This is a genomic window from Devosia sp. ZB163 (assembly GCF_028613635.1).
Taxonomy (GTDB): Bacteria; Pseudomonadota; Alphaproteobacteria; order Rhizobiales; family Devosiaceae; genus Devosia_A.
In genome coordinates this window covers 1,503,278-1,525,065 of sequence record NZ_JAQRMY010000001.1, presented here as the reverse complement: position 1 = coordinate 1,525,065, position 21,788 = coordinate 1,503,278, and the positions used below count along the sequence as shown (strand labels likewise).

The window sequence follows — 21,788 nt, the reverse complement described above, 5'->3', positions numbered from 1 at the left end:
CCTGTTGGTTGGGGCGAGGAACCGTCTTGGGCGCACGTAGAACACGGAACTGCGCTGTTCGGAATACCTTCCCGCGCTCCTCAGGAATACGACCGGGGAATTCCCCGGCACAATCAGCGGGCCGGTATGCCGTGGCGCTGGTGGGCCGTGTATGCCGCTTCGGCGTTCAGGTAGGGCTCCTGGCGGTCGACGTTCCAATAAGTCAGCTCGTCCAAGGGGATAGGTGTGCCGGTGATGGCGCAGCGGACGAAGCTGCCGGGGCGCAGTACGACATAATCGGCATCGAGGTAGCGCAACTGCGCTTCCGAAGGGCTGAAGCTCTTGTCGAAGATGTTCATCGTCTCGCTCGCGTCTGGAACTCATATAGGTCAGTTCGGCTGCCTTGGAAACTGCTCGATCCTGACCGGATTCTGAATGCCGCGCTCCGCGGTCATTCATCCGTAGGGCACCAGAGTGGCGATGCTGGGGCGGCACGGCACCGTGAAGATGATCCGGATCGGCGAAGACGATATCTGAAATCCGCCAAAACGAAAGGGCGGCCCGCAAGGACCGCCCTCCCGTTCGTGACCTTCGCGAGAAGGCCTGATCTTGTCGGCTGGGCCGGACTTCTTAGAAGTCCATGCCGCCCATGCCACCCATGCCACCGCCGCCCGGCATGGCCGGAGCAGCTTCCTTGGGAAGCTCGGCGATCATGGCCTCGGTGGTGATGAGGAGCGAGGCAACCGAGGCAGCGTCCTGCAGCGCGGTGCGGACGACCTTCACCGGGTCGACCACGCCCATGGCAACCATGTCGCCATATTCGCCGGTCTGGGCGTTGTAGCCGAAGTTGGCCGAGGAGTTCTCGAGGATCTTGCCGACCACGACCGAGCCTTCATCGCCAGCGTTGTTGGCGATCTGGCGGACGGGCTCCTGGAGAGCGCGCTTGACGAGGTTCACGCCGGCCTGCTGGTCAGCGTTGCCGCCCTTGACGGTGATGGCGTTCGCAGCGCGCAGCAGCGCGACGCCGCCGCCCGGCACGATGCCTTCTTCAACCGCGGCGCGGGTGGCGTTCAGCGCGTCGTCGACGCGGTCCTTGCGCTCCTTCACCTCGACTTCGGTCGAACCACCAACCTTGATCACGGCGACGCCGCCGGCGAGCTTGGCGAGACGCTCCTGCAGCTTCTCCTTGTCGTAGTCCGAGGAGGTTTCCTCGATCTGCGACTTGATCTGCGCAACGCGACCCTCGATGTCGGCCTTCGAGCCGGCGCCGTCGACGATCGTGGTGTTCTCCTTGGAGATTTCCACGCGCTTGGCGGTACCGAGCATGTCGAGCGTGACGTTCTCGAGCTTGATGCCGAGGTCTTCCGAGATCACCTGGCCGCCGGTGAGGATCGCGATGTCCTCGAGCATGGCCTTGCGGCGATCACCGAAGCCCGGAGCCTTGACGGCAGCGACCTTGAGGCCACCGCGCAGACGGTTCACGACGAGCGTGGCCAGAGCCTCGCCCTCGATGTCCTCGGCGATGATCAGCAGCGGACGCTGGGACTGAACGACAGCCTCGAGCACCGGCAGCATAGCCTGCAGGTTGGAGAGCTTCTTCTCGTGGAGCAGGATCACCGGGTCCTCGAGGACGGCGGTCATCTTCTCGGCATTGGTGACGAAGTACGGCGACAGGTAGCCGCGGTCGAACTGCATGCCCTCGACGACGTCGAGCTCGGTCTCAGCGGTCTTGGCTTCCTCGACGGTGATCACACCCTCGTTGCCGACCTTCTGCATGGCATTGGCGATCATGTCGCCGATGGCCGTCTCGCCGTTCGCCGAAATGGTGCCGACCTGGGCAACTTCGGAGTTGGACGAGATGGTCTTCTTGGCCTTGGCGAGGTTCTCGATGACTTCGGCGACGGCGAGATCGATGCCGCGCTTCAGATCCATCGGGTTCATGCCGGCGGCAACGAGCTTGATGCCTTCGTTGACGATGGCCTGGCCGAGAACGGTCGCGGTGGTGGTGCCGTCGCCGGCGATGTCGTTGGTCTTGGAGGCCACGGCGCGCAGCATCTGGGCGCCCATGTTCTCGAACTTGTCCTCGAGCTCGATCTCCTTGGCGACGGTGACGCCGTCCTTGGTGATGCGCGGGGCGCCGAACGACTTGTCGATCACGACATTGCGGCCCTTCGGACCGAGCGTGACCTTCACCGCGTTGGCGAGGATGTTGACGCCGCGGACCATCTTGTCGCGGGCATCGGTGGAGAACTTTACGTCTTTAGCAGCCATTGGAGGCGCTCCTTACGTTACGTTTGAAAGGGGGAAACCGTGAGAGGCACAAGCCTTACGCGGTGATCACACCCATGATGTCGGACTCTTTCATGATCAGGAGATCCTGACCGTTGAGCTTGACCTCGGTGCCGCTCCACTTGCCGAAGAGGATGCGGTCGCCTTCCTTGACGTCCAGCGGAACAATCTTGCCGGACTCGTCGCGGGCGCCGGGGCCCACGGACACGATGACGCCCTCGGAGGGCTTTTCCTTAGCGGTGTCTGGGATGATGATGCCGCCAGCGGTCTTTTCCTCGCTGTCGACGCGCCGGACGACCACTCGGTCGTGCAGAGGACGGAAAGCCATTTTTGCTCCTATAAGCCTCGATGAACTCGCACTGTTAGCACTCAAACGCGAGGAGTGCTAACCAGCTGACCCGGGATATAGGAGGGGGTCCGGAACGAGTCAAGTTGGCCGCCACCGAGAATCCGAGCATAGCGCTGCCGCATGACAGAGACATGCAACCGGCAGGCGTGGGGCGCGTTTGCGGCCCGATAGAAACCGTAAACTGCCGCGATGCTACGTTGCCAAGCCGCGCTGCTGGCAGTAGTGCCAAGCCGACAAACCACCGGAGCCGACGTGAGCGTCGTTCAGTTCGACACCTACGCGAAGAAATCGCCCGAGCCTTGGGTTGCCCCCGAACTCGCGATCATCGTCCCCAGCTACAACGAGCGCGACAATGTCGGCCTCCTCTACGAGAAGGTCACGGCGGCGCTCGGCGACACGCCATTCGAATTCATCGTCGTCGACGACAACTCGCCCGACGGAACGTCCGAGGTGGTGCGCGAGATGGCGCGCCAGCACCAGAATGTCCGCGCGATCCATCGCATCGGCCGGCGCGGACTGAGCTCCGCGGTCATCGAGGGCATCCTCGCCAGCGCGGCCCCCTACTTCGCCGTCATCGACGCGGACCTGCAGCACGACGAGACCATCCTGCCGCACATGCTCGAAAAGGCACGCGCCGGCGACCACATCGTCGTCGGCACCCGCTATGGCGACGAGGGCAGCGTCGGCGGTGGCCTCTCCAGGACCCGCGAGGCCGGCAGCAAGCTGGCCACCCGCCTCTCCGGCATCCTCACCGGCAAGGCCCTGAGCGATCCGATGAGCGGCTTCTTCCTGATGCGCCGCGAGATCTTCGACGAGATCGCACCTTCGCTCAGCGACGAGGGCTTCAAAATCCTGCTCGACATCATCGTCTCGGCCGGGCGCACCCATGCCCGGCAGGGCCGCGAGCTGCGCATTTCCGAGGTGCCCTACACCTTCCGGCCGCGCCATGCGGGCGAAAGCAAGATGAGTTCGCTGGTCGTCGTCCAGTTCCTGGGGCTCGTCGTTTCCAAGCTCAGCCGCGGACTTCTGCCGACCAGCTTCCTGCTGTTCGGGCTGGTGGGTGGCTTCGGCGTGGTTGTCCACATGGGCACGCTGTGGCTGGCGCACGAGCAGTTCGCCTTCAACTTCTTCTGGGCGCAGGCGCTGGCGACGGTGGTCGCCATGACGTTCAACTTCGTGCTCAACAACGAGCTGACCTATGCGAACAAGAAGCTCAGGGGCTGGCGCTACCTCAGCGGGCTGTTGAGCTTTTACGCGGTTTGCTCTATCGGCGCCCTGGCCAACGTCTCAGTTGCCAGCTGGATCTATGCCTTCGACGGCCAGTTCTATCTGGCGGGCCTCCTCGGCGTGCTGATGAGCGTGGTCTTCAATTACTCGGTCACAAGGGTGTTCACGTGGCGCTGACAGAACTCGAAATCAAACTGCGGCGCACTGGCGGCGTGGGCCCCAACACCAAATGGGACTGGTCGCTGGTCGATTCCAGCGGCACCATCGTGAAGAAGGGCTCGGCGCTCGGCGAGGAAGCCCGCGCCTTTGCCACGGCCAAGAAGGCCCGCGACAAGCTGGCGAAGGGCTAAGCCGCGCCTCGCTTGCCTTCCAGCTCGGCCCAGGTCTGGCGCTTGCGGTAGATGGTCGAGGGGCTGAGTTCGAGCGCCTGGGCGGCAAGCGAGATATTGCCGCCGAAGCTGGCGATGGCTTCCTCGATGATCCGCTGCTCCTGCTGCCACATCGGCAGCACGGCAGGCCGGCGCATGAGCATGACCGGCGGCGGTGCGGTCGTGGCCGGCGCGGGTGCATCGAGATCGGCCGCGGCGAGCATGGCGTTATCGACTTCGCCGCCGTCGAACATGACGACGAGCCGGTGGACCAGCGTTTCGAGCTGACGGACGTTCCCGGGCCACTCGCGCGCGGCCAGTTGCCCCGCTGCGTCGGTCGCGAAGCCGTCGAAGCGCTTGTGCTCCTGGGCCGCGAAGCGATCGAGGAAGTGCTGCGCGAGGGCCAGCGCGTCGCCGGAGCGCTGGCGCAGTGGCGGCAGGTGAACGGGCAGCACGTGCAGCCGGTAGAACAGGTCCTCGCGGAACCTGCGCTCCGCGATCAGCTCCATCGGGTTGCGATTGGTGGCGCAGATGAGCCGGACATCGAGCTGGCGGACACCCGACTCCCCTACCCGGCTGATGGTGCCGGTCTGCAGGAACTTGAGCAGCTTGCCCTGAAGGCTGAGGTCGATGTGCGAGATCTCGTCGAGGAAGAGCGTGCCGCCATCGGCGATCTCGGCGGCGCCCTTGCGGTCCTCGCCCGCGCCGGCGATGGCGCCGCCCGCGATGCCGAAGAGCTCGGCCTCCATCATGTGCGCCGGCACGGCCCCGCAGTCGACGGCGACGAAACGCCGATGCGCGCGCGGCGAGAACTCGTGCAGGGCCTCCGCGCAGATGTCCTTGCCGGTGCCGGGCTCGCCCGTGATGAACACCGGGGCGGTCGAGCCGGCGACACGGCCGATCTGCTCGTAGACCACCTGCATCTGGCTGGAGGCGCCGACGAGCCTGCCGAAACGGCCGGCGTGCTCCTCGCCGCGCAGTTGAAGCGCGAGGCTCTTGCCGTGGCGCGAGGCGAGTTCGGCCATGCGGGTGGCAAAGGCGCGCCCACCCATCGGACGGACGAAATGATCGTGGGCGCCGGCGCGCAGGGCCGACAGGGTGGCGCTGACCGAGGCGCCGTCGGACAGCGCGATCACGAGCGCGCCCGAGGACAGGCGCACGAGCCGCGAAACCGCGTCCTCGAACTGGGGCGACAGGTCGCCCACGCTGCCGAGATCGACGAGCAGCACGTCGAAGCGTTCGGAGCGGAGAAGGTCGGTCGCCTGCCGCCCGCTGCGGGCCTCGGCGACGGTGGGGGCAGCCACGAGGCAGGACAAAAGGGAATCGAGAAGCGCCCCGGCCGTCGCGCTATCGCGATCGACCAGCAGGAACCGGGCGTCGGGACTGGAGCCGGTGCCGGGCGCGGACATGAATTCGGGACTCCCTGGGGGCGGCCGTATGACCAACGGAGTGTTGACGAAGTGGGTAAACAAACCGTTCCCGCCAGACCGTGGGCTGGCGCGCAAAGGGCGGGGATAGTTTCCCGGCAGGACGCGGCAAGCCTTTCGGCAGGAGGGGGGCGGTGTTATGAATGGGGTGTCGAATCCCGCGTTTTGGGAGCACGAGGCGGACCGTGCAAGGGCTAGTATACATATTCATCGCGCTGGCCACGCTCGGCGTCGCTGCTGCTGCCTATTTCGGCCTGACCTTCTCGCCCATCGAAGCCTTCGTGACCGCCATCGCCTTCGGCGCCATTGCCGTGATGCTGATGGAACGGCGCTTGCGCCAGCGTTCCGAGGCACGGCTCGAGCGGGCGATCGAGGATCTCGCGCGGCTGCTTTCCACCGATGCCAAGGCCGGCCAGGTGCTGAGCCAGCGCGTCAACGCCATTGCGGACACCAACGTGGGCAGCCGGCTCGAGGGCATCGAGGCGGACATCTCGGTTCTGGGCACGGTGACCCGGCAGCTGGCCGAGGCGCTGGCAGAACTCGAAGAGGGGCATCACACCGAACGCACCAGCTCGGGGCCGGGCATAGTGGAACTGCCGCCCGAGGAAGACGACGACGTGTTCGACGAGCCCCTCATTCCCGAGGCCGAGCTGCGGGCGGCGCTCGAGCAGAACCGGCTGGTGTTTCACATCGAGCCGGTCGTCAGCCTGCCCTCGCGCAAGCCGCTCGGGTACGACCTCGTTCCCCGGCTGATGCAGGATGCAGGTGGACTGGCCGATGCGCCGGACTTCATGCCGCGCCGCGGCGGCGAGGACTTGGTCCGGCAGATCGAGGCATTGGCGCTCGAGGAAGCGGTGACGATTGCGCGCCGGGCCAAGACTTCCGGGCAGCCGATCCGGCTCTTCATCCCGCTGAGCAAGGCAACGATCGGCGATCGCAAGGCGCTCGACCAGGTGCTGGCGACGCTCGTCGCCAACCAGGCCATCACCTCATCGCTCGATTTCTCCCTGGCGCAGGCGCAGTACAAGACGCTGGGCGCGCCGGAGAAGCGCCTGCTCGGCGAGTTCGGCAAGGCGGGCGCGGGTTTCGTGCTGCGCGACGCCGCGTCGCTGCGCTTCGATTTCGCCGAGCTCGAGGGGCTGGGCTTCACGGTGGTGCGGTTCGACGCCACCCAGTTCCTCAACAAGCCCGAGACGTTCTCCGATTTCCACACGGCGGACATCTCGCCCTATGCCAAGCGGTTCGACATCGCGCTCTGTGCCACAGGCGTGATCGACGAGCAGCAACTGCTAAGTCTGTTCGAGGACGGTATCGGTCTGGTACAGGGACCGCATATCGGCCGGCCGGGACCCGTGCGCGCCGACCTCATCGGCGAACGCGCACGCCAGCCTGAGCGCAGGCAGGCCTGAACGACAGGACTACTCCTATGCAAGCACTTGATGGTCTGGGTGGGATCGCTGCCCGCTACGACGTGGTTTTGAGCGACATCTGGGGCGTTGTGCACAACGGCATCGCCGCCCATGCGACCGCCGTCGAGGCGCTGGTCAACTACCGGCGCAATGGCGGGCGCGTCGTGCTCATCAGCAACGCCCCGCGTCCGCACGGGCCGATCATCGAGATGATGGATCGCCTCGGCGTCTCGCGCGAAGCCTATGACGACGTCGTGACCTCCGGCGACGCGACCCGGGTCGTGCTCGAGCGCTATCGCGGCCAGACCGTCCATTATGTCGGCCCGCCGCACGACAATGACAGCCTGTTCGAGGGCCTCGACATCACGCTCGGCCGTGCCGAGGATTCTAAGGCCATCGTCGTCACCGACCTCGATACCGACCACGACACCCCGGACATGTACAATGACCGGATCACCCTTTGGCTCAGCCGCAACCTGCCGCTGATCGCCGCCAACCCGGATCGCGTCGTCGAGCACGGCGACCAGATCCTCTATTGCGGCGGCGCCCTCGCCGACCTCTACGAGGCGCGTGGCGGCATGATCGTCATGGTCGGCAAGCCGTACAAGCCGATCTACGCGGAGGCCCTGCGGCTGGCCGAGAAAGCTGCAGGCCGCCCGGTCGATCGCAGCCGCATCCTCGCCATCGGCGACTCGGTGCGCACGGACGCCATCGGCGCGGCAGGCGCGGGGCTGGACCTCCTTTTTGTCACCGGTTCGATCCACGCCGCAGAGCTCGACGCCTTCGGCAACCCCGATCCCGACGCGATCCGCGCGCTGGTCGAACCGAGCGGGGCGAACACGGTGGGCTTCGTGCCCCGGCTGGCGTGGTGAGCGAGCGCATGGCTGATCATCCCTTGGCTGCCTTGCATGGCAGGCCATTTCTTGTCATATCGCGCTGACCTAATAGGGCGGGTGGGAACTTGACCTTCATTCGGCTCGCGGGCCTCGACGAGGTACCGGAAGCGCTCAAGGGCGCGATGGTGGCGATCGGCAATTTCGATGGCTGTCATCGCGGGCATCAGCATGTCTTCCGCGCTCTCAAGGAGCGCGCCAATGCGGCTGGCGTGCCGGCGTTGATGCTCACGTTCGAGCCGCATCCGCGCGACGTGTTCGCGCCCGAGCCATTCATGTTCCGGCTCACCTATGCCGACCAAAAGGCCGAGATCGCCCGCGCCCTCGGGCTCGACGGCATCGTCGTCATGCCGTTCAACCTCGAGTTCTCGCGCATCGAGGCGGAAGATTTCGTCACCCGCTTCCTCGTCGGCGCGCTGAACGTGCGCGGCGTCGAGGTGGGGGCCGACTTCCATTTCGGCTACAAGCGCCAGGGCACCCCGGCCTTCCTCAAGGAAGCCGGACAACGCCACGGCTTCGATGTCGAGATCCTCGACATGCTCGACGAGGGCGACGACCACATCTCATCGACCCGCATCCGCACGCTGCTCGGCGAGGGCGATGTCGCAGGCGCCGCGCAGCTCCTCGGCTATCACTGGTTCCTGTCTGGCGTCGTCGTGACCGGCGATCAGCGCGGGCGCGAACTGGGCTTCCCCACCGCCAACATGGCGACCCCCACCGGCTTCGACCTCATGCAGGGCGTCTACGCCGTGCGTGCGAAGCTGGGCAACCGCCTGCTCGATGGCGTCGCGAGCTACGGCAAGCCGATGTTCACCGACGAGCGCCCGCCCTTCGAGACGTGGATCTTCGATTTCGACGAGGACATCTATGGCCAGAAGCTGGAAGTGGCGCTGCTCGGCACGGTGCGCGGCCAGGCCAAGTTCTCCAGCCTCGATGAGTTGATCGCCGCCGTGAACAACGACGCGGCCCAAGCCCGCCACCTGCTGCAGGCGACGCTGCCTGTGTCGGAGCTCGACGGCAAGCTGGGGTTCTTCCGGTAACCCTGCCTCCCTTCGAGGGAGAGGATGGCGTGGTGCGTCGCTGACGGACCCCCTCCCTCAAGGGGGAGGGGAGCAGAGAGAACTTCGATCTTGGTAGCTATCGCCTCCCTCCCCCTTGAGGGGAGGGATCGAGGGTGGGGGTGGTCCGGGGATCGCCGATGGACCCCCTCCCCCCGCCCCTCCCCTCAAGGGGGAGGGGAGCGCAGCGGTGCACGGGGCTAGGCCCCCTCACCCGGCCCTTCGGGCCGACCTCTCCCCCTAAGGAGAGGTGGCGATGGGGCGAGATCGTGGCACAACCTCCACCTCTCCCTTTTGGGGGAGAGGTCGCCGCGGAGCGGCGGGTGAGGGGGGCCTTTTCTCGGTATCAGCTAGAACAAACTGCCCTGATTGCCTTCTCCCGGCGGCGGTTTCACGCGCTTGCGGCCCGCGGGGGCGCCGCCGACGGTCACGCCGATCTTGCCGACCGACACCTCGACGGTCAGGCTCTCGCCCGGCTGCACCTGCTCGGCGCTCTTGACGATCCGATCCTCCGAATCCGTCACCACGGCGAAGCCGCGGTCGAGGATATTGCGGTAGCTCACCGCATCGAGAAGCTTGGAGGCAGCCTCGAGCCGCTGGCGGCGCTGGTCGATGATGCGGACGACCGCCGGCTGCAGGCTGTTGGCAACGGGGGTGAGGCGGCCGCGCAGGTTGCGGACCTCGCTGCGCAGCGTGTTGGGCGACAGTCGCCCGGCGAGCCGCTCGTAGGCGATGCGCTTCCGCTGTCCCGTATGGCGCAGCGCCGCCGCAAGGTTCGAGGCCGCATGATCGAGCCGCTGGCGCGCCGAGGCGACGAGATCGAGCGGGCGCGGCAGCCCTGCCGAGGCGGCCCGCAGGCGATCGCGATAGTTGGAGGCGATGCGGCGCGAGGCCTGGCGCTGCCGGCTGCCGAGTTCGTCGACATAGCCGATGAGGTCGATGCGCACCGGCACCGCTGCCTCGGCTGCCGCGGTCGGCGTCGGGGCGCGGTGGTCGGCGGCGTAGTCGCAGAGCGTGGTGTCCGTCTCGTGGCCCACGGCGCTGATGACGGGGATGCGGCTCGACGCGACGGCGCGGACGACGACTTCCTCGTTGAAGCCCCACAAGTCCTCGATGGAGCCGCCGCCGCGCGCGACGATGAGCACGTCGGGGCGCGGGATCGGGCCGTCGGGACGCATGGCGTTGAAGCCGTCGATGGCCGCGGCCACTTCCGGGGCCGACGTCTCGCCCTGGACGCGCACAGGCCAGACGAGGACATGGCGCGGGAAGCGGTCGGAGATGCGGTGGAGGATATCGCGGATCACCGCCCCAGTCGGCGAGGTGATGACGCCCACGACCTCCGGCAGGTAGGGCAGCTCGCGCTTCCGCTCGGCGGCAAACAGGCCCTCGGCGGCAAGCTTCTTGCGGCGCTCCTCGAGCAGGGCCATCAGCGCGCCGGCACCGGCCGGCTCGATCTGCTCGATGACGATCTGGTACTTGGACGAGCGCGGGAACGTGGTGAGCCGCCCGGTCGCGATCACCTCCATGCCCTCCTGGGGCTTGAAGGTCAGCCGCGGCCACGAGCTCTTCCACACCACCGCGTCGATGGAGGCGTTCTCGTCCTTGAGTGTGAAGTAGGCGTGGCCCGACGAGTGGACGCCGCGGAAGCCGGAAATCTCCCCGCGCACCCGGACATGGCCGAACTCATCCTCGATGGTGCGCTTCACCGCGCCCGCGATCTCGGAAACGGTGAACTCGGCGGCATTCGTGAAGGGCGCGGACATGCCCTTCACGTGCGGCATGAGGATGAGTCCGTCAAGAGTCGGCGGACTTCATCCGGAAGTTGAGATGGGCCGGCACCGGGAACTGTCGCAGCCGATCCGCGAGCTCTGCGGCGTTCGGCTCGCGACCCAGCGCTTCGTGCAGCCGGCCGCGCTGCAGCGCCACCCACAGTTCCTCGAGCAGGTTCTCGCCCTCGCGGATCGTCGCGAAATTGCGCTTGAGGAGCTTGTCGAGCAGGTCCAGCTCGCCCTGCCGGGCGGCGACCCGGGCGCGCCCGAGGTGGACGCGCTCGTCGCCGAGCGCCGATTCGGGCAGTGCCGAAGCGAAGGCCTCGAGCTGGTCGAAGCGGCCGTTGCGGACGAGGAGGGCGACGATCTCGGCGGCGAGGGCCGGCGGCGCATCGCCCATGGCCCAGGCCGCGAGGTAGTGCCGCTCGGCTTCGGCGCCATCCGTGGCGACGAGAGCCAGCTGACGCAGGCCGAGCCAGGTGGGCTTCAGGGCGACGGAGCGCTCGAAGAGACGCGCCGCTTCCTCGCGATTTTCGCGATCGAGCGCCGCAATGCCGAGGAGCAGGGTGTTGAGCCAGGTGTCGCCCTGCCCGGCCCGGCTCTGCTCGAGCCGCTCGACCCAGAGGTCGGAAACGGCGAACTCCTCGGGCACGACGGCAAGGCTGCGCTCCGAGAGGCGGCCGGTGCCGGCAAGGTCGTCCCAGGCGTCGCCGGGCGTCGCGACGGCGAAGTCGAGGCCTTCGGCGAGGCGGCGGCCGGTCAGCTGCTCCTGCCGTGCTCCCCAGACGGCGCCGGCGCTCAGCCGCTCCGTCACCGGCCGGCGGGACGCTTCGGCAAGGAAGCGGTCGACCTCGGCCAGCTCCTGGGGTGGGAAGCGCGCATCGATCGCGTCACCGGTGCCGGCGGAGGCGCGCTGGTAATCGGGGTCGTGCACGACGGCCGGATCGACGGCGAGGGCGCCATAGACCTCGGTCCAGTGCAGCTCGCTCTGCGGGGCGAGCTCGAAGCGCTGGTTCTGGGTCGGCGTGACGCCGCTCTGGATCTCGATGTAGTCGCCCTCGCCGGGCCGGGCCAGGTAGTTCATCCACTGCTGGCCGCCCGCGGCGGTGCCGAAATAGAAGAACTTGCGGCCGACCAGGGTCGACGTGCTGGTCTGCGCCAGCCCCGCACCGCTCTCGTCGAGCGCGGCGATGTACATGCGGGGCGCCCCGGGCGCGCGGAAGAACACCGAGGTCGCATCGCGCCAGCGGCCGGGATAGGAGCCATCGAACCGGTCAGGATCGGGGAAGGAGAAGCGCGCCAGCTCGTTGCCGGGCAGCACGTGCTCTATCGAGTAGTCGGCCGGGCTCAGCACCCGCATGCCCTTCATGGTCGGGGCAGCGACGTTGGTCCACCAGTAGGCGAGCTTGGGGGCATCGGCGGCATTGGCGATGCGGCCATGGACGAACAGCCGGTCGTCATCGTTCGGCAGGAACAGATCGATCTGCCACGTCGCCTCGACGATGCGGTCGAACTCGTAGATCCTGAGGATCGGGCCGCGCTCCGTCTCGAGGATGCCGGCAAAGACCGGTGCCACGGTGAAGGGCGTGTGCCCGGGAATGAGCCCGTTCCACTCGATGCCGCCCGAGAACCAGGCGTTCAGCGAAGCGAGGTTGGCCGGCTGGAACACCGGGTTCCTGAACACCAGGTCGCGGCCGAGCTTCAGGTCGCGCAGCGACATCAGGCGGCCACCCAGGTGCGGCGCCACGGTGGCCTCGAGCCGGCCATTGGTGATGGTGACAAGCTCCATGTCACCGGGCGCGAGGGAGCGATCGTAGTCGTCGAAGACGCGGTAGGGCAGGATCGAATCCTTGCCCCACTGGAAGCCGTGGGCGCTCTCCTCGGCGTTGAGGCCGCGATTGGGTGGTGTGTTGGCGTCGGCGATCGGCTGCTGCCAGCGGAAACGCGGCAACCCGCTGGGCGCACCGAGCCGGGACATCGGCATCTTCAAGGTGTTGCGTTCGATGCGCGTCTTGCCGTCGGCCGTCATTCGGTACCCCCTCCATAGCGGGCGACACCATGTCCGCTCGCGCTGCGTCGTGCAACGCTTCCTTCGCCGCATCTGGCGAGACGGGGTCACCCGTGCTAGAGCGGCCCGCGATCCACTGAGGACCTCATATGCGCATTGTGGTGATCGGCTCGGGTGGCCGCGAACATGCCCTCGCCTGGGCGATCGCGAAGTCGCCGCGCTGCGAGAAGCTGTTCGTGATGCCCGGCAACGGCGGCACCGAGAGTTTCGCGCAGAACGTGCCGGTCGACATCACCGACCATGCCGCGGTCATCGCCTTCGCCAAGGCCGAGCAGGTCGATTTCGTCGTCATCGGCCCCGATGCGCCGGCTGTCGCCGGCCTCGGCGACGACCTGCGAGAAGCGGGGCTGCTCTGCTTCGGGCCGTCCAGGGCCGCAGCGCAACTCGAGGGCTCCAAGTCCTTCACCAAGGCGCTCTGCGACGAAGCCAATGTGCCGACGGCGGCCTACGCCCGCTTCGACAACGAGGGCGACGCCCTGGCCTATGTCCACGACCAGGGCGCGCCGATCGTGATCAAGGCGGACGGCCTTGCCGCCGGCAAGGGCGTGACCGTGGCGATGAGCATCCAGGAAGCGGCCGACGCGGTGCGCGACTGCTTCTCGGGCGCTTTCGGCGAATCCGGCTCCACCGTGGTGATCGAAGAATATCTCGAAGGCGAGGAAGCGAGCATCTTCGCCCTCTGCGACGGCGAAAGCGTCGTCATGCTGCCAAGCGCGCAGGACCACAAGCGGGTGTGGGACGGCGACCGCGGCCCGAATACAGGCGGCATGGGCGCCTACTCCCCTGCCCCAGTGATGACGCCGGAGATGACGGCGCAGGTCGAAAACGAGATCATCCTTCCCTCCATCCGCCGCATGGCCGAGCGCGGGACGCCGTTCACCGGCGTGCTGTTCGCCGGCATCATGGTGACGCGCGATGGGCCCAAGCTCATCGAGTACAATGTCCGCTTCGGCGATCCCGAGTGCCAGGTGCTGATGCTGCGCCTGAAATCGGACGCGCTCGACCTGCTGGAGGCGACGGCGCGGGGGACCCTCGACGGCATTCGCCCCGAGTTCACCGACGAGGCGGCGCTGACGGTGGTCTATGCCGCCAAGGGCTATCCCGTGAACCCCGTCAAGGGCAGCGAGATCCGCGGTGTCGACGGCCTCGATACCGACAAGCTCAAGGTCTTCCACGCCGGCACGCTCCGCCGCGATGGCAAGCTGATCGCCAATGGCGGGCGGGTGCTGAACGTGACGGCGCTGGGCCAGACCGTGGCCGAAGCGCGCGACCGGGCCTATGACGCGATCGACCGGATCGACTGGCCGGAAGGCTTCTGCCGTAGCGATATCGGCTGGCGCGCCATCGAGCGGGAACTCAAACGGGCCTGAACATCTTATAAACGGGTCCAGAGTAACCTAACTCCTTATCGTGACCCATGAGATGACAGCGCCGCTTGTGCAGACGCCGCTCCAGCGGAGAGGGCAGGCGATTGTCGATCGGCTGCGGGGCGAGTTCCGCGAGCAGCCGATCCGCACCGGCAGCGAGCCGCGCATCGGCGTCGCGCTCGGCGGCGGTTCGGCCCGTGGGCTGACCCACATCCCCTATATCGAAGCGATGGACGAGATGGGCGTGAAGCCCACCGTGATCGCCGGCACCTCGATCGGCGCGCTGATCGGCGCGGGCTGGGCCAATGGCATGAGCGGCGCGGAGTTGCGCGAGCACTCGTTCTCGGTGCTCGGCACGATGCGCATCATCGCCGCGCGGCTGTGGGGGGCGCAGATCCGCAACCTCGGCAACTTCTTCCAGCTCGGCCTCAACGTGCAGCTCGATGCCTGCCGCGTCGTCGATGCCTTCCTGCCCGACGATTTCCCGCACGAGTTCAAGGACCTGAAGACCAGGTTCTACGTCGTCGCGACCGACTTCCAGTCCTGGCACCAGGCGGTGTTCTCGGAGGGTGCGCTGCGCTCGGCGATCGCGGGCTCGCTGGCCATCCCCGGGCTGTTCAAGCCGGTGCCCTTCGCCAACCACATGCTGGTGGACGGGGGCGTGGTGAACCCGCTGCCGCTCGACCAGGCGGCGGCCGACACCGACATCATCATCGGCATCGACGTCAACGGCGACCCGTCCGAGCAGCTCACCAAGACCAACCACAACGTGATCGACGTGTGGTTCGGCTCGGCCCAGATCATGATGCACTCGCTGACGGCGCACATGATGGCGGCCTACCCGCCCGACGTCTACGTGAGGCCGCACCTCAACAGCTTCGGCGCCCTCGAGTTCTGGCGCGTGCGCGAGATCGTCGCCCACGTCGAGAAGGACAAGGACAACTTCAAGCGCGCGCTCGAAGGACGGATCGAGAGCTTCATGCGCCACGAGGAAGACTCGATGCGGGCGGAAGCGCGGTAAGGCGCCGCCTCCCTCCCCCCTGAGGGGAGGGATCGAGGGAGGGGGTGGTCCGGTGATCGCAGATGGACCCCCACCCCCAGCCCCTCCCCTCAGGGGGGAGGGGAGCGCAGCCCCTGGAAGAACGCCTTCAGCAGTTCCCCGGCCCGGCGCGCGCCGACCCCGCCGATGACCTCGGGGCGGTGGTGGCAGTTGGGGCTTTCGAACAGCCGCACACCGTTGTCGACGGCCCCGGCCTTGGGGTCCTCGGCGCCATAGTAGACGCGGCGGAGGCGCGTGTGGGCGATGGCCCCGGCACACATCGCGCAGGGCTCGAGCGTGACATAGAGATCGCAGCCATCGAGCCGACCCGTGCCGCGTGCGGCGAGGGCCGTCCGGATAGCGAGGAACTCGGCATGGGCGGTGGGGTCGTCGAGTTCGCGCATGCGGTTGCGCTCGGCGGCCAGCACGCGGTCGCCCTCGACGATGACGGCGCCCACAGGCGCCTCCCCCGCATCGGCGGCTTCCGAGGCGAGGGCCAGGGCTCGGTCCATGGGGCTGGCTGCGGTCATGCTGGCCTCGCGACCACGAAGAACGGCGTCGCTACGCCCTGCCATGACAAGCCGGTCTCGACCTCGAGCACAGCGTCCACGGTAGTGTAGCGCGAGAAGGGCTCCGGGGCCCGATCGAGTTCACGGAGTTCCTGGTACATCCGCCGCCATTCGGGGAAAACCGGACACGTGTCAACTCCGCTCGGCAGCGGGCGGCGATTCGGACTAAAAAGGCAGCCTGGAGAATCGCCCCTTGCCTATCCGACAGCTACCCGAAGATCTGATCAACCGCATTGCGGCGGGCGAGGTCGTGGAGCGCCCGGCGAGCGTGGTGAAGGAGCTGGTCGAAAACGCCATCGACGCGGGTTCGACGCGCATCGCCATCACCACGGCGGGCGGCGGGCAGGCTCTCATCCGCATCGAGGATGACGGGGTCGGCATGGACGAGGCTGACCTCAAGCTCTCGGTCGAGCGGCATGCGACATCCAAGCTCGCCGATGACGGGCTCGACGACATCCGCACGCTCGGCTTTCGCGGCGAGGCGCTGGCCTCGATCGGGTCCGTTGCAGAACTCGGCATCGCCTCGCGCCGGGCGGAGGACGCGAGCGGGCTGAAGCTCACCGTGCGGCACGGGATAAGGAGCCGGCCGGTGCCGCAGGCGATGAACCGGGGCACCATCGTCGAAGTGCGGGATCTCTTCGGCAACGTGCCGGCGCGCCGCAAATTCCTCAAGTCCGACCGGGCCGAGGCCGGCGCGATCACCGACATGGTGAAGCGGCTGGCCATGGCCAATCCGCACGTGCAGTTCGTGCTCGACGGGGCGGATCGCACAGCGTCGAACTGGCCGGCGCGCGAGGGTGAAGGCGCGTTGCGAGCGCGGCTCGGCGACGTGTTGGGCGCCGATTTCGGCGAGAATGCCGTGACCCTCGCGACGATGCGGCATGGCCTCGTCGTCACCGGCCTCGCCGGGCTGCCGACCTACACGCGCGCCAACTCGCTGAGCCAGTACTTCTTCGTCAACGGCCGCTCGGTGCGCGACAAGGTACTGGTGGGAGCGATTCGCGCCGCCTACGCCGACTTCGTGTTCCGCGACCGCTTCCCGGTGGTCGCGATCTTCCTGTCGGTCGATCCGGCCGAGGTCGACGTGAACGTGCACCCGACCAAGGCAGAGCTGAGGTTCCGCGATCCCGGCGCAGTGCGCGGGGCGGTGATCCGGGCCATCGGCGACGCGCTGACGGCGGCCGGCCACAAGGCGGCGTCCACGGTGGCCGAGGATGTGGTGAGTGCATTCCGCGTGCCTGACTATGAGGCAGTCCGCCCGACGGAGCGTTGGGCCGCCCCCTCCCCCACCTACGGTGGGGCCCCTCCCCCGTCCCGCGGGGGAGGATCACCGACTGCCGCGCCGGTGCGTTTCCCGGATTTTGCGGAGCCCAGCGCGCGGTATGACGAGCCGGCGCCAACAGCCGAAACGCCAGCGGAGTTTCCGCTCGGCACGGCGCGGGCGCAGATGTTCGACAACTTCATCGTGGCGCAGAATGGCGACAGCCTGCTGTTGGTCGATCAGCACGCGGCGCATGAGCGGCTGGTCTACGAGCGGTTCAAGGCGCAGATGGCGTCGGGGCCCGTCGCCAGCCAGATGCAACTGATCCCGGTCGTGGTCGAACTGCCCGACGAAGATTGTGCGCGCCTCGAGGAGGCAGCGCCGACACTCGAAAAGCTCGGCCTCTTCCTCGAGCGCTTCGGGGCGCGGGCGGTGGCGGTACGCGAGACCCCTGCCCTCCTCGGCCAGCCCGATATCGAGGGCCTCGTGCGCGACCTTGCCGACGGCCTCGCCGAATGGGAATCGACGGCCGCACTCGCCGACCGGCTCGAGGCAATCATCGGCCGCATGGCCTGCCACGGCTCGGTCCGTTCCGGCCGGCGGCTCAGGGTCGAGGAGATGAACGCCCTGCTCCGTGAGATGGAAGCCACGCCGCATTCCGGCCAGTGCATCCACGGCCGTCCGACCTATGTCGAGCTGAAGAAGGCCGATATTGAACGGTTGTTCGGACGGACGCGTTAGGCCAGTTCGCGTGGCGCCCCTCACCCTGACCCTCTCCCCAGAGGGGCGAGGGGACGCGAGCTGAACCGACGGTGCCACATCGCCCCCTCGCCCCTATGGGGAGAGGGCTGGGGTGAGGGGCAGCCGGCTTACACCGCCTTGATGAAATGCACGGCCGCGGCGCCGTATTCGCGCCTGTCGTCCACTTCGAAACCCTCGGGCAGCGCCAGTTCCACCTCCGCGCTTTCCTCCAGCACGATCGTCGCGTCCTTGGCCAGCCAGTTGCCGGATTTCAGCGAAACAAGCGCCTGCTCGCCCAAGCCCTTGCCGTAGGGTGGATCGAGGAAGACGAGGTCGAAGGGGCCGAGCGTGCCGGCGAGGCCGAGTTCGGTGGCGTCGCGGCGGAGAAGCTTGGCGATGCCAGCGATGCCGAACTCCTGGATATGGTCGCGGATGATGCCGCGGGCCTCGGCACTGATGTCGACGAAGACGGCGCTCGAGGCGCCGCGCGACAGGGCCTCGAGGCCGAGGGCGCCGGTGCCGGCAAACAGGTCGAGCACCTTCAGCCCGTCGAGATGCACGCTGATGCGGCTCGCGAGGATGTTGAACACGGACTCACGGGCGCGGTCCGATGTGGGGCGGATGCTGTCGTCCGAAGGCGACAGCAGCGCCTTGCCGCGAAACTTGCCGGCGACGATGCGCAAGGCTTACTCGCGCGGCTTCTTGGGGCCACGGGGACGGTCGCCGCCAGGACGACCGCCGCCTGAGGGACGACCAGAGCCGCCCTGGGGACGGCCAGGGCCGCCTTGGGGACGACCACCGCCGCCCGAGGGCTTGCCGAAGGGCTTGGCACCGCGAGGACCACTACCGGGCTTGCCGGCGAGCGGCTTCTTGTCACCGAAGCTGCGCGGCTTGTCGCCGAACGACCGGGCCGGACGGTCGCCGCCTTCGCGGGGCGGACGGGTTCCGTAGGGCTTCTTGTCGCCGTACGAGCGGCTCGATGGGCGGTCGCCCGCCTCGGCATTGCGCGGCGAATAGGGCTTCTTGCCCTCGAAGCTGCGGGCGGGACGATCCCCACCCTCGCGCGGCGGGCGCGTGCCATAGGGCTTCTTGTCGCCGAACGACCGGGCCGGACGATCGCCGGCCTCGGCGTTACGCGGCGCGTACGGCTTCTTGTCGAAGCTGCGGGCGGGACGATCCCCGCCCTCGCGCGGCGGGCGCGCGCCGTAGGGCTTCTTGTCGCCGTAGGGCTTCTTTTCGCCGTAGGACCTGGCCGGACGATCTCCAGCCTCGGCATTGCGCGGGGCGTACGGCTTCTTGTCGCCGAAACTGCGCTTGGGCCGATCGCCGGCGTCGCCACGCGGGGGGCGGTCGCCATAGGGCTTCTTGCCGCCCGGACGGGGCTTGTCGCCGAAGTCGCGGCGCGGACGGTCCTCGCCCTCGGGCCGCGGGCCGCGCTTGGGGCCATCGTCATGGTGGCGGGGGCGGCCGAAACTGCTCGCCGAACTGTCATCGGGATCCCAGCGCTTCTCGCGCTGCGCACGGCGCTCCGGCTTCACCTCGATGGTGGTGGACGTGCCGTCCTCGAAATGGACGGTGCGTTCCTCGACGAAGGGAGCGGGGCGCGGATCCTTCGCGGGGCGTGCCGGGCGCTTGGCGAAGCGGCCGGGCCGATCCTGGCGCGGCAGCTCGGCGCGGGCGGCCTCGGCGGCGGCGATGGTCTCGTCGTCCTCGAAGCGGAACCGGCTCTCGCGCGATTTGCGCGGCGAATCCTTGGGCAGGTCCTTGCCCGGCGCGGCGGCGCGGAGCTTGGGATTGGTGGCCTTCTTCTGGGCAGCGACCTCGGGCATATCGCTCTCGAAGTCGGCGCCGGCCTCGGCCGCGAGGCGCTTGCCGAGCTGCTCGCGCAGCACGCGGGCGGCCACGACCTCGACCTCGCCCTCGGCGAGATCGCCGAGCTGGAACGGGCCGTAGCTGACGCGGATCAGACGATTGACCTGCAGGCCGAGCGCGCCGAGGACGTTCTTGACCTCGCGGTTCTTGCCTTCGCGCAGGCCGAGCACGAGCCAGCTGTTGGAGCCCTGGGTGCGCTCGAGGATGGCTTCGATGGGGCCGTACTTCACGCCCTCGATCTCGATGCCGTCCTTGAGCCCGTTGAGCTGCTCCTGCGTCACCGAGCCGAAGGCGCGGACGCGGTAGCGGCGCAGCCAGCCGGTGGCCGGCAGTTCGAGCACGCGCTTCAGGCCACCATCGTTGGTGACGAGCAGCAGGCCCTCGGTGTTGATGTCGAGCCGGCCGATGGAGACGACGCGCGGCAGGTCTTTTTCTTCCAGCGCCTCGAAGACGGTGGGGCGGCCTTCCGGGTCCTTCTCGGTGACCACGAGGCCGGCGGGCTTGTGGTAGAGCCAGACGCGGGTGCCCTGGCGGGCCGCCAGCGGCTCGCCATCGACCTTGATCTTGTCTTTCTCGGAGACGTTGAAGGCCGGGGTCAGGACCTTCTTGCCGTTGACGGTGACGCGGCCGTCCTTGATCCAGCCTTCGGCGTCACGGCGGGAGCAGAGGCCGGAACGGGCGATGACCTTGGCCAAACGATCGCCGTCCGTCGGGACGGCTGAGTAATCAGACATGTGCAAACTCCTGCGGGACCGGGCCTTGAACCTCGGTCAGCGCATCTTTCGAGTTGAGAACTACTGGGCCTGCGCCATGAGCGCCTTGCGGACCTCGGGCGGACAAGCCTTGTCGGAGAGGGGGACGATTTCGCCGTTGGCCGCGAGGCACACGGTGTCCTGTCCCTTGACGGTCGTGACGAAGTACTCGACCGGCGGCATGTAGAGCGGACGCGGACCGCCCTTGAGCTTGGCCGCAGTCATGCGGGAAGTGAGCTGCTTGGCCTCGGCCTCGGTGAGCGGACGGCCATCGAGAGTATGAAGATCGACCACGCGCGCATTGCGCAGGCGCTTCATGTCGGCTTCCGAGATGTTGCTGGTGTCGATGCGGACCATGTCCGAATCTTCCGGCAGGAGCTCGGCGGTCTTCTTCGCCTTGGGATCCTGCGGCGCCGGCAAGGCCTGGGCGGACTTCGGCATGACCAGGGGACCGCGCGGCGTGACGTTCTCGTCCTTCTGCTCGCGCTCCATCATGCCCATGCCCTGCATGGCCTCGAAGGCGACTTCACGCTCGAAGGTGGCAATGTCCGTCATCGCATTGGTGCCTTCGGTGGTGGTGCAGGCGCTGAGGCCAAGCCCGAGCACGACACCGGCGGCAAGCAGACCGCCCCGGGTCACGGCACTGAAACCGGGCCGCCGCCCGTTCATACCACGCAGCATTGAGTCTTCCCTTTTCCCCGGCCCGTCGCGTCGGACGCGCGGGCCTTATAGACCATGACCGGCCCTAAGGCCAGATTGAGGCACCTTTGCGATCAGGCAGGCTTCCTGCGGCCAATCCCGATGAAATCGAGGAGCAGCAACAACACCCCCAATGTGATCGCAACGTCGGCGATATTGAAGATGTAGAACGACCATTCCCCCCAGTGGAAGTGGAAGAAATCCGCAACTGCGCCGTAAAGCACACGATCGAGCGCATTTGATATCGCGCCGCCGATGGCGAGCATCAGCCCGTAGCGCACCAGCACATCGGAGGTGCGCGACCACCAGACGAACAGCGCGATGATCGCGAGCACCGCAATGGCGCCGAGCACCCAGACCGGCAGTTCGTTGAGCAGGCCGTAGGAAACACCGGTGTTCCAGACCAACACGTAGTCGAAGAAGCTGGTGACCGGGACGATCTCCCCGCCCTTCCAGCCGAACGCGTTGACGGGCTCGATGAAGCCGAGATGCTCGATGCAGACCGAGGCCGCAGCGCCGATGCAGTCGGAGCTGACCTGCACGAACTTGTGGATGCGATCGAGCGCGAAGGCGGCGAGGCCGACGAGGAGCGAGGCGATGAGGTGGGGGCGGGCTAGCATGGCGAGCGCTCTGCAGACGCTGCCCTGCCCAT

20 protein-coding genes are annotated in these 21,788 nt (G+C 67.6%); 8 read left to right on the top strand and 12 right to left on the bottom strand.

Translation table 11 applies throughout. The features are described 5' to 3' along the window. Positions 1-113: 113 nt before the first annotated feature. The 3 genes from PRN20_RS07675 to PRN20_RS07665 form a co-directional block, all read right to left on the bottom strand. Positions 114-338: a DUF2093 domain-containing protein gene (locus PRN20_RS07675; RefSeq protein WP_273956647.1), complete on the bottom strand. Its 225-nt coding sequence runs from the start codon at positions 336-338 to the stop codon at positions 114-116. 271 nt (positions 339-609) lie between these two features. Next, positions 610-2,250, bottom strand: coding sequence for a chaperonin GroEL (gene groL, locus PRN20_RS07670; RefSeq protein ID WP_273956646.1), 1,641 nt, complete (start codon positions 2,248-2,250; stop codon positions 610-612). A gap of 55 nt (positions 2,251-2,305) precedes the next feature. Next, positions 2,306-2,596 carry a co-chaperone GroES gene (locus PRN20_RS07665; RefSeq protein WP_273956645.1) on the bottom strand — a complete coding sequence of 97 codons (291 nt, stop codon included), beginning with the start codon at positions 2,594-2,596 and terminating at the stop codon, positions 2,306-2,308. A 273-nt stretch (positions 2,597-2,869) separates the two neighbouring features. On the opposite strand from PRN20_RS07665, the gene PRN20_RS07660 reads away from it, so the two are divergent. Both PRN20_RS07660 and PRN20_RS07655 read left to right on the top strand, forming a co-directional pair. After that, on the top strand, positions 2,870-4,021 hold the full coding sequence (locus tag PRN20_RS07660; RefSeq protein ID WP_273956644.1) for a glycosyltransferase: 1,152 nt from the start codon (positions 2,870-2,872) through the stop codon (positions 4,019-4,021). Then, on the top strand, positions 4,012-4,194 hold the full coding sequence (locus PRN20_RS07655; protein ID WP_273956643.1) for a hypothetical protein: 183 nt from the start codon (positions 4,012-4,014) through the stop codon (positions 4,192-4,194). The genes PRN20_RS07660 and PRN20_RS07655 overlap by 10 nt, the downstream gene beginning before the upstream one ends. Here PRN20_RS07655 and PRN20_RS07650 read toward each other — a convergent pair. Beyond that, on the bottom strand, positions 4,191-5,621 hold the full coding sequence (locus tag PRN20_RS07650) for a sigma-54-dependent transcriptional regulator (protein WP_273956642.1): 1,431 nt from the start codon (positions 5,619-5,621) through the stop codon (positions 4,191-4,193). The two genes, PRN20_RS07655 and PRN20_RS07650, sit on opposite strands and share 4 nt — an antisense overlap. Positions 5,622-5,824: 203 nt before the next feature. Here PRN20_RS07650 and PRN20_RS07645 point away from each other — a divergent pair, with 203 nt between their 5' ends. From PRN20_RS07645 to PRN20_RS07635, 3 genes are all read left to right on the top strand, one after another. Then, positions 5,825-7,048, top strand: a complete 1,224-nt coding sequence (locus PRN20_RS07645; protein ID WP_273956641.1) for an EAL domain-containing protein — start codon at positions 5,825-5,827, stop codon at positions 7,046-7,048. Positions 7,049-7,065: 17 nt separating this feature from the next. Then, the gene (locus PRN20_RS07640) at positions 7,066-7,920 is read left to right on the top strand and encodes a TIGR01459 family HAD-type hydrolase (protein ID WP_273956640.1); all 855 of its coding nucleotides are present in this window, start codon (positions 7,066-7,068) and stop codon (positions 7,918-7,920) included. Between the two features lie 89 nt (positions 7,921-8,009). Then, positions 8,010-8,981: a bifunctional riboflavin kinase/FAD synthetase gene (locus tag PRN20_RS07635; protein ID WP_273956639.1), complete on the top strand. Its 972-nt coding sequence runs from the start codon at positions 8,010-8,012 to the stop codon at positions 8,979-8,981. 368 nt (positions 8,982-9,349) lie between these two features. On the opposite strand, the gene xseA is transcribed toward PRN20_RS07635, so the two are convergent. Together xseA and PRN20_RS07625 are read right to left on the bottom strand one after the other, a co-directional pair. Then, complete coding sequence (gene xseA / locus PRN20_RS07630; RefSeq protein ID WP_273956638.1) at positions 9,350-10,762, bottom strand: exodeoxyribonuclease VII large subunit; 1,413 nt, start codon at positions 10,760-10,762, stop codon at positions 9,350-9,352. 31 nt (positions 10,763-10,793) lie between these two features. Further along, positions 10,794-12,797 carry a DUF5107 domain-containing protein gene (locus tag PRN20_RS07625; RefSeq protein WP_273956637.1) on the bottom strand — a complete coding sequence of 668 codons (2,004 nt, stop codon included), beginning with the start codon at positions 12,795-12,797 and terminating at the stop codon, positions 10,794-10,796. A 128-nt stretch (positions 12,798-12,925) separates the two neighbouring features. On the opposite strand from PRN20_RS07625, the gene purD reads away from it, so the two are divergent. After that, entirely contained in the window at positions 12,926-14,206 is a 1,281-nt protein-coding gene (gene purD / locus PRN20_RS07620) for a phosphoribosylamine--glycine ligase (protein WP_273956636.1), read from the top strand. Between the two features lie 52 nt (positions 14,207-14,258). Further along, positions 14,259-15,224: a patatin-like phospholipase family protein gene (locus tag PRN20_RS07615; protein WP_273956635.1), complete on the top strand. Its 966-nt coding sequence runs from the start codon at positions 14,259-14,261 to the stop codon at positions 15,222-15,224. 89 nt (positions 15,225-15,313) lie between these two features. Here the strand turns inward: PRN20_RS07615 and PRN20_RS07610 are convergent, their stop codons facing one another. Both PRN20_RS07610 and PRN20_RS07605 read right to left on the bottom strand, forming a co-directional pair. After that, positions 15,314-15,772, bottom strand: a complete 459-nt coding sequence (locus PRN20_RS07610) for a nucleoside deaminase (protein ID WP_273956634.1) — start codon at positions 15,770-15,772, stop codon at positions 15,314-15,316. Then, the gene (locus tag PRN20_RS07605) at positions 15,769-15,912 is read right to left on the bottom strand and encodes a hypothetical protein (RefSeq protein ID WP_273956633.1); all 144 of its coding nucleotides are present in this window, start codon (positions 15,910-15,912) and stop codon (positions 15,769-15,771) included. The genes PRN20_RS07610 and PRN20_RS07605 overlap by 4 nt, the downstream gene beginning before the upstream one ends. A gap of 92 nt (positions 15,913-16,004) precedes the next feature. Between PRN20_RS07605 and mutL the strand changes: the two genes are divergently transcribed. Continuing rightward, the gene (mutL, locus tag PRN20_RS07600; protein WP_273956632.1) at positions 16,005-17,813 is read left to right on the top strand and encodes a DNA mismatch repair endonuclease MutL; all 1,809 of its coding nucleotides are present in this window, start codon (positions 16,005-16,007) and stop codon (positions 17,811-17,813) included. Between the two features lie 128 nt (positions 17,814-17,941). Here the strand turns inward: mutL and rsmD are convergent, their stop codons facing one another. From rsmD to lspA, 4 genes are all read right to left on the bottom strand, one after another. Beyond that, positions 17,942-18,496, bottom strand: a complete 555-nt coding sequence (gene rsmD / locus PRN20_RS07595) for a 16S rRNA (guanine(966)-N(2))-methyltransferase RsmD (protein ID WP_273956631.1) — start codon at positions 18,494-18,496, stop codon at positions 17,942-17,944. 3 nt (positions 18,497-18,499) lie between these two features. Beyond that, complete coding sequence (locus tag PRN20_RS07590; RefSeq protein ID WP_273956630.1) at positions 18,500-20,419, bottom strand: pseudouridine synthase; 1,920 nt, start codon at positions 20,417-20,419, stop codon at positions 18,500-18,502. A 60-nt stretch (positions 20,420-20,479) separates the two neighbouring features. Next, on the bottom strand, positions 20,480-21,118 hold the full coding sequence (locus PRN20_RS07585; protein ID WP_273956629.1) for a hypothetical protein: 639 nt from the start codon (positions 21,116-21,118) through the stop codon (positions 20,480-20,482). Positions 21,119-21,210: 92 nt separating this feature from the next. Continuing rightward, positions 21,211-21,756, bottom strand: coding sequence for a signal peptidase II (gene lspA / locus PRN20_RS07580; protein ID WP_273956628.1), 546 nt, complete (start codon positions 21,754-21,756; stop codon positions 21,211-21,213). Between the last annotated feature and the right edge of the window lie 32 nt (positions 21,757-21,788).

What these genes read in the sequence shown, in the direction of transcription:
- PRN20_RS07675 (WP_273956647.1), bottom strand. Translation starts at nt 338, where the DNA reads ATGAACATCTTCGACAAGAGCTTCAGCCCTTCGGAAGCGCAGTTGCGC.
- groL (WP_273956646.1), bottom strand. Translation starts at nt 2,250, where the DNA reads ATGGCTGCTAAAGACGTAAAGTTCTCCACCGATGCCCGCGACAAGATG.
- PRN20_RS07665 (WP_273956645.1), bottom strand. Translation starts at nt 2,596, where the DNA reads ATGGCTTTCCGTCCTCTGCACGACCGAGTGGTCGTCCGGCGCGTCGAC.
- PRN20_RS07650 (WP_273956642.1), bottom strand. Translation starts at nt 5,621, where the DNA reads ATGTCCGCGCCCGGCACCGGCTCCAGTCCCGACGCCCGGTTCCTGCTG.
- PRN20_RS07640 (WP_273956640.1), top strand. Translation starts at nt 7,066, where the DNA reads ATGCAAGCACTTGATGGTCTGGGTGGGATCGCTGCCCGCTACGACGTG.
- xseA (WP_273956638.1), bottom strand. Translation starts at nt 10,762, where the DNA reads ATGTCCGCGCCCTTCACGAATGCCGCCGAGTTCACCGTTTCCGAGATC.
- PRN20_RS07625 (WP_273956637.1), bottom strand. Translation starts at nt 12,797, where the DNA reads ATGACGGCCGACGGCAAGACGCGCATCGAACGCAACACCTTGAAGATG.
- purD (WP_273956636.1), top strand. Translation starts at nt 12,926, where the DNA reads ATGCGCATTGTGGTGATCGGCTCGGGTGGCCGCGAACATGCCCTCGCC.
- PRN20_RS07615 (WP_273956635.1), top strand. Translation starts at nt 14,259, where the DNA reads ATGACAGCGCCGCTTGTGCAGACGCCGCTCCAGCGGAGAGGGCAGGCG.
- PRN20_RS07610 (WP_273956634.1), bottom strand. Translation starts at nt 15,772, where the DNA reads ATGACCGCAGCCAGCCCCATGGACCGAGCCCTGGCCCTCGCCTCGGAA.
- PRN20_RS07605 (WP_273956633.1), bottom strand. Translation starts at nt 15,912, where the DNA reads ATGTACCAGGAACTCCGTGAACTCGATCGGGCCCCGGAGCCCTTCTCG.
- PRN20_RS07590 (WP_273956630.1), bottom strand. Translation starts at nt 20,419, where the DNA reads ATGTCTGATTACTCAGCCGTCCCGACGGACGGCGATCGTTTGGCCAAG.
- PRN20_RS07585 (WP_273956629.1), bottom strand. Translation starts at nt 21,118, where the DNA reads ATGCTGCGTGGTATGAACGGGCGGCGGCCCGGTTTCAGTGCCGTGACC.
- lspA (WP_273956628.1), bottom strand. Translation starts at nt 21,756, where the DNA reads ATGCTAGCCCGCCCCCACCTCATCGCCTCGCTCCTCGTCGGCCTCGCC.